The organism is Methylorubrum podarium, assembly GCF_022179745.1.
In the GTDB taxonomy this organism is placed as follows: domain Bacteria; phylum Pseudomonadota; class Alphaproteobacteria; order Rhizobiales; family Beijerinckiaceae; genus Methylobacterium; species Methylobacterium podarium.
Map to the genome: position 1 here is coordinate 1 of NZ_BPRD01000403.1, position 5,979 is coordinate 5,979.

General features: G+C 72.4%; 7 protein-coding genes. 2 read left to right on the top strand and 5 right to left on the bottom strand.

The window, feature by feature from the left end; all coding sequences use genetic code 11:
* Positions 1-255 precede the first annotated feature (255 nt).
* From MFF42_RS19130 to MFF42_RS19150, 5 genes are all read right to left on the bottom strand, one after another.
* Complete coding sequence (locus tag MFF42_RS19130) at positions 256-852, bottom strand: cytochrome b (protein ID WP_238257163.1); 597 nt, start codon at positions 850-852, stop codon at positions 256-258.
* Between the two features lie 177 nt (positions 853-1,029).
* Complete coding sequence (locus tag MFF42_RS19135) at positions 1,030-1,809, bottom strand: TetR/AcrR family transcriptional regulator (protein WP_238257164.1); 780 nt, start codon at positions 1,807-1,809, stop codon at positions 1,030-1,032.
* 70 nt (positions 1,810-1,879) lie between these two features.
* Entirely contained in the window at positions 1,880-2,710 is an 831-nt protein-coding gene (gene proC, locus MFF42_RS19140) for a pyrroline-5-carboxylate reductase (protein ID WP_238257165.1), read from the bottom strand.
* A gap of 22 nt (positions 2,711-2,732) precedes the next feature.
* Entirely contained in the window at positions 2,733-3,239 is a 507-nt protein-coding gene (locus tag MFF42_RS19145; RefSeq protein ID WP_238257166.1) for a type III secretion system chaperone family protein, read from the bottom strand.
* A gap of 324 nt (positions 3,240-3,563) precedes the next feature.
* Positions 3,564-3,845, bottom strand: coding sequence for an accessory factor UbiK family protein (locus MFF42_RS19150; protein WP_238257167.1), 282 nt, complete (start codon positions 3,843-3,845; stop codon positions 3,564-3,566).
* A gap of 336 nt (positions 3,846-4,181) precedes the next feature.
* Between MFF42_RS19150 and MFF42_RS19155 the strand changes: the two genes are divergently transcribed.
* Together MFF42_RS19155 and MFF42_RS19160 are read left to right on the top strand one after the other, a co-directional pair.
* The gene (locus tag MFF42_RS19155) at positions 4,182-4,904 is read left to right on the top strand and encodes a response regulator (protein WP_238257168.1); all 723 of its coding nucleotides are present in this window, start codon (positions 4,182-4,184) and stop codon (positions 4,902-4,904) included.
* Positions 4,901-5,979: histidine kinase dimerization/phospho-acceptor domain-containing protein (locus MFF42_RS19160; protein ID WP_238257169.1), on the top strand; the 1,079-nt coding region annotated here is incomplete at its 3' end. The genes MFF42_RS19155 and MFF42_RS19160, both read left to right, overlap by 4 nt.

Below are 5,979 nucleotides of genomic sequence, written 5' to 3' on the forward strand. Positions count from 1 at the left end.
GGGATGCGCCGCGTCGGCACCCGGCGGGGCTACCTCGTCTGGCACGCGGGATGCCTCTCCCGTCACACGGAACGAAAGCTTTGGCTTACCGTTCTTGAAGACCAGCCACCGGAAAGGCGCAGTCGATGAACGCCGAAGTGATCAAGAGCCGCGACGAAGCCCTGGCTCTGCTTGATGCCGATCTGATCACCATCCACGACTTCGTGACGCTGTGCGACCTGAAGGGGTGGGATCGGTAGAAGCCGGACCAACGGATCACCGCCGTCCGAGCCGCCGGGGATCCTGCTCCGGCAGCATCCGGTCGAGCACGCCGTCGCGGCGGATCGCGACGTGCCAGGCGGTTCCGGCGATGTGCAGCAGCACCAGCGCGTAGACCGCCCACTGGCCGGCGAGATGGGCCGAGCGGAAGACGTCGCGCAACGCCTCGTTCTTCTCGAAGCCCGGAATCGGGAAGAGATAGAAGTACTGCGTCGTGTTGCCGTTGAAGGCGCTGAGCAGGTAGCCGCTCACCGGCATGAGCAGGAACACCGCGTAGAGCAGCCAGTGGCTGATCCGGGCGACCCGCGCGAGGCCCGCCGGCTCGCTCACCTCGGGCGGCGGCGGGTTGAAGGCGCGCCACAGGATGCGGGCCACCACCAGCGCGAAGATCGTCAGCCCCACCGACTTGTGGAATTGGAACAGCACGGGCTTGGCCGCCTCGTCACGGGCGAGGCTGGTGGCGACCCAGGCCAGCGGCAGGACGGCGAGGACGAGGACGGAGGTCAGCCAGTGCAGCGCCTGCGCGGTGCGGGTGTAGCGCGGGAAGACGGGCGCGGGTCTCGGGGCAGAACCGGGCGCAACGGTCGAGGGCATGGCGCGATGGCTCCCTGATGGTCAGGAAGCCCAGATAGGCGAGGCCGCGGCCGCGCCTACCGCAGATTGCAGCGACGAGCCCTTACGTCGCACCCGACCGGGCGGCGATCCCCCCTGAGCGCCCCGGCGGCACCGGCGAAGGCTCATGGCCGGATGCCGCCCCTCAAAACCCGACCCTCAGATCGCCGCGGCCGGGTCGCGGTCCTCGGCCTCGCCCGCGGGCGGGGTCCGGTCGCGGCGGGGGCGGCGCTCCAGCAGGGCGCGGCCGAGGGCGCGCAGGGGCGCCGTCAGCCGACGGGCGTCGTCGGCGCGTTCCATGAGGGTCTCGCCGCGGCGGATCTCGCGGTCGAGCTTTGCCATGGTGCGGGCGAGCGCCGGGTCGTCGTCGTCCAGCCAGACCTCGACGGTGCGGGCGAACGCGATCACCGTGCCCTGGAGCTTGAGCCGGCCGAGCGGCCCCTCCGTGTCGATGCCGGCGGCGGCGAGCATGTAGCGGTGGGAGTTGAGGGCGACCCCGTTGAGCGCCAGCATGGAGAGGACGTCGCCCCGCAGCGCGAAGGCGATGCGGCGCAGGGCCGTCTTGTAGGGCGTCATCGCGTCGAGCCGGCGCATCAGCACGTCGAACAGGCGCTCGCGGGCCGGCTCGTCGGCGAGGTCGGCGGTGTCGACCTCCAGCACCTTGCGGTCGATGATCCGCGACAGCCCGCCGAGCACCGCCCCCTTCGAGGGGAACAGGTCGCGCAGTTCGGCGAGGCTCAGGTTCGCCTCGCGGGCGATGTCGCCGATCTCGATGTCGTTCCAGGGCTGCTCGGCGGCGAGCCGCATCAGCGCCTCGACCGCGGCCTCGCGCGGATTGGGCTTCGGCGCGCTCTTGGTCCGCGCCTTGCCGGAATGCGACGAATCGGACCCGCCGGTCTCGGGCTTGCCGCCGGTGTTGGGCTCGGGGGCCGTGTCCATGATCCGTGCTCCGTGTTCGGTTCGACGTCTCATGTAGGGGCAAAGCCGCCGGGTTGAACCCGCCGCCCCGTCAGCCGGACAATTCGCCCGCCCGCCGCTTGGCCGCGGCGACCGCCTCCCGCATCAGGTCGGGCAGGGCGCCCTCGCGCATCAGCACGGCGAGCGCCGCCGCGGTGGTGCCGCCGGGCGAGGTGACGTCCCGGCGCAACTGCCCGGCCTCGCGGGCATCGGCGTCGAGCAGGGCGCCGGCCCCCGCGACGGTGGCGCGGGCGAGCTGCGCCGACAGCTCCGGCGGCAGGCCCGCTGCCACGCCGGCCTCCGCGAGCGCTTCCGCCAGCAGGAAGACGTAGGCCGGCCCCGAGCCCGAGACCGCGGTCACCGCATCGATCAGCGCCTCGTCGTCGAGCCACGCCACGAGGCCGGAACTGGAAAGAAGCGTCTCCGCTCCCGCCCGCGCCTCCGGCCCGACCTCGGGGCTGCCGACGGCGCCGGTGGCACCGCGGCCGATGCTGGCGGGCAGATTGGGCATCACGCGCACCACCGCGCGGGCGACCGGCAGGCGCCGCTTCAGGTCGGCGATGGTCTTTCCCGCCAGGATCGAGACGACGAGGGTGTCGGGGCCGATCCAGGCTCCCAAGGCCGCGGCGGCCTCGTCGAGAACCTGCGGCTTGATGCCGAGCACCAGGGCGCCGGCCGGGGACGCGGCCTCGGGGTTGAGGCGCAAGGCGCGCTCGGCGCAGAGCGCGGCGATCTCCGGGGAGGGCTGTGGATCGACGATCGTCACCGCGGCGGGGTCGAGGCTGCCCGCGAGCCAGCCCCGCAGCAGCGCCGCCCCCATCTTGCCGGCCCCGGCCAGGACCAGGGGCGTGGGGAAGGCGGACGGGGCTTGGTCTCGGGTCATCTCGGTCGTCCCGCGCCGGCGCTCACGCCTCGCCTTCGGTCTCGAACAGCACCGCGTCGAGGGCCTCGCGGGCATCCTTGCCGGCCCAGAGCACGAATTGGAAGGCTTGGTAGTAGCGCTCGCAGGCGTCGGTGGACGTCTTCATCATCATCGCGCACTGCCCCTGCGTCGGCGCGATGCCGTCGGTGAGCAGCAGCGAGTGGCGGAACATCACGACGCTGTCGGACGACCACAGGTCGAAATGGCCGATCCAGAGCTGCTCGTTCACGAGGGCGACGAGGCGCAGCATCTCGGCGCGGCGCCGCTCCGGCACCTTCAGGTCGAAGGCGGCGGCCACGTGCAGCGACTCCACTTCCTCGATCCAGGTGAAGGCGACGTGGTACTCGGCCCAGCGCCCCGAGACGGAGACCGACATCTCGTCGGTCTCGATCCGATCGAAGATCCAGTCCCTCAGCGAGGCGAGGCGCTCGACGACGTCGAGCGGGTGCTCCGGCCGGTCGCTGTCTTCGATGAAGCTGAGCTGGGTCATGGCGATCCAAGTTGTCGACCCGGTCGAGGGCTCGATCGGGCCGGCGGGCAAAGCAGGGCCGTGACGGGAATCGAGGGGACGCCCGTCGATCTCCGTCCTGCGGAGGGGTTCAATCAGATTTCACCACCCCGGGGTTCGGTTCCACCTTTCCGCCGGGGCGAATCAACTTCGGATCGTTTATAGCCCGCGCCCCCCGCGGCCTTCAAAGCGTCGCCCCGGCATCAGCGGTGGGCAACGCGGCTATCCACCGATGCTTCCTGTGCAAAGAAATCCGGATTCGCGCTTTCCCGCGAGGGTGAGTCCGGGCTGCCGCGCCGGTGCCGCTCAGACCGATTCCGTGCTTCCGGCGCTCCCCGCCTCAGCGCCGAGGCGGGCCTCCAGCGCGCCGACGCGGGCGGCCAGCGCGTCGTTCTGGCTGCGCAGGGCGGCGACGAGGTCGCGCAGCACGTCCACCTCCTCGCGGGTCGCGACGTCCATGTCGCGGATCAGGCGCTCGACCTGGCCCTTGAACATCGTCTCCGCCTCGCGGCGCACGCCCTGCGCGGCCCCGGCGGCATCGGTGAACAGGCGGGCGACGTCGTCGAAAAGGCGGTTCGAGCCTTGCATGGGGATCTCCTCCGGCGCCCGGACCTGTTCGAGCACGTGCCACCGACATAAGAATCGGCGGCCGGCAGGGCAATCGAGGGGCCTGTATGAAACAGGACCATCGCCCGGAAAGCATCGAGCGGAGCGAGAGCCCAGGCAACCGAGGCTGTCCGCGGAGGCGGGTGCCGGCGCGTGAGGCGAAAGAATCGGGGCGATCGCGCCGAGCGATCGCTCCGGAACACCGGCCCGGATTGTTGCCGCAGGTCTCCGATCCGGCACCGGAAACGCGCGGTTACAATCTTCAGCATCGAGGCGACTTCCGGGCCGGGCGCGCGCGGCGCTAAGACTTGTGCCGTCATGACCACGAACCAGCCGACGCCCCACATCCTCGTCGTCGAGGACGACCGCGAGATCAGCGCCCTCGTCGCGCGCTACCTGCGCGCCAACGAGTGCCGCGTGAGCCTCGCGGGCGACGGGCGCGAGATGGACCGGGTGCTGGCCGATGCCCGGGTCGATCTCATCGTCCTCGACCTGATGCTGCCGGGCGAGGACGGGCTGAGCCTGTGCCGGCGCCTGCGCGCCTCGTCGCAGGTGCCGATCCTGATGCTCACGGCGAAGTCCGAGGAGATCGACCGGATCGTCGGGCTGGAGATCGGCGCGGACGATTATCTCGGCAAGCCGTTCAACCCGCGCGAATTGCTGGCGCGCATCCGGGCGATCCTGCGGCGCAAGGGCGCCGAGCCGCAGGACGGGGACGGCGCGCGCCGCTTCCACTTCTCGGGCTGGACCCTCGATGTCGGCCTCCGGCAGGTGCTGAGCCCGGAGGGCGCGCGCATCGCCATCACGGGGGCCGAGTTCGACCTGCTCCACGCGCTGTGCCTGCGGCCGGGCCGCGTCCTCTCCCGCGACCAGCTCCTCGACCTGACGCAGGGCCGGGCGGCGGGGCCGTTCGAGCGCAGCATCGACGTCCTAGTCTCGCGCATCCGCCAGAAGATCGAGCGCGACCCGCGCAACCCCGAGATCATCCGCACGATCCGCTCGGGCGGCTACCTGTTCGCGCCGGAGATCGGCCGCTCATGAGCACCGTCAGAACCGCGACCGGCCCGGCGGAGGCGCCGACGGCCCCCGAGGCGGACCGCGCGCGGCGCTCGGCTTGGCGACGCCTGCCTTGGCCGCGTTTACCTTGGCCGCCCCTGCCTTGGCCGCGCCCGAGAAAGGCCGCCGGGCAGATCGCGCTCCTCGTCGTGGCGGCCCTGCTCGCGGCCCACGTCCTGGCGGCGGTCATGCTGCTGGCGCTCCGCGAGCCGTGGCGGCCCGACGAGCGGCCGGGGGTGGCCGCGACCCGGCTTTCCGTCGTCGCGCGGCTGCTCGACGCCGCCGCGCCGGACGAGCGCGACGGGATCCTCCGGGCGGCGGCGCGCAGCCTGCCGACCCTGCGCCTCGGCCCCTGGGACGGGACCGTGCCCTCGGCGGGGCAGGGGGAGACGCAAGGGAATGCGCAGGGGAACACGGAGGACGAGATCGGGCGCCATCCCCTGATCGAGCGCCTGCGCGACGGATTCGGGCGGGCGCTGCCGGTGACGGACCTCTCCCCCGGCCACGACCGGGGGAAGACCGGGACCCTGCAGATCGGCATCACCACCCCGGCCGGCGCCCGGCTGCGGGCGGTGCTGCCCGACGACTTTCCCCGGCCGCCGGCGCAGGGACCGATCATCTTCACCTTCGTCTTCCTCGGGGTCAGCCTCACGCTGCTCTCGTTCTGGGCGACGCGGGCGCTCACCGCTCCGCTCGCCGGACTCGCGGCGGCGGCGGAAGCCTTCGGCACGGCGGAGGAGCCGCCGCCGCTCCCCCGGCGCGGCCCGGAGGAGGTGCTGGCGCTCGCCCGCGCGCTGGACCGGATGCGCACCCGCCTGCTGCGCCTCCTCGACGACCGCACGCAGATGCTGGCCGCGATCAGCCACGATCTGCGCACCCCGATCACCCGCCTGCGGCTGCGCGCCGAGTTCATCGAGGACGAGCGCGCCCGCGAGATGACCCTGCGCGACCTCGACCAGATGAACGGGCTCGTGGAATCCGCGCTCTCCTACGTCCGCGACGGGCAGGGGGCGCCGGGCGAGGTCGATCAGCGTGGTCTCGCCCTCGCCCGGCGCCCCCT

Coding starts and splice junctions, on each gene's coding strand:
- MFF42_RS19130 (WP_238257163.1), bottom strand. CDS start 852: ATGCCCTCGACCGTTGCGCCCGGTTCTGCCCCGAGACCCGCGCCCGTC.
- MFF42_RS19135 (WP_238257164.1), bottom strand. CDS start 1,809: ATGGACACGGCCCCCGAGCCCAACACCGGCGGCAAGCCCGAGACCGGC.
- proC (WP_238257165.1), bottom strand. CDS start 2,710: ATGACCCGAGACCAAGCCCCGTCCGCCTTCCCCACGCCCCTGGTCCTG.
- MFF42_RS19145 (WP_238257166.1), bottom strand. CDS start 3,239: ATGACCCAGCTCAGCTTCATCGAAGACAGCGACCGGCCGGAGCACCCG.
- MFF42_RS19150 (WP_238257167.1), bottom strand. CDS start 3,845: ATGCAAGGCTCGAACCGCCTTTTCGACGACGTCGCCCGCCTGTTCACC.
- MFF42_RS19155 (WP_238257168.1), top strand. CDS start 4,182: ATGACCACGAACCAGCCGACGCCCCACATCCTCGTCGTCGAGGACGAC.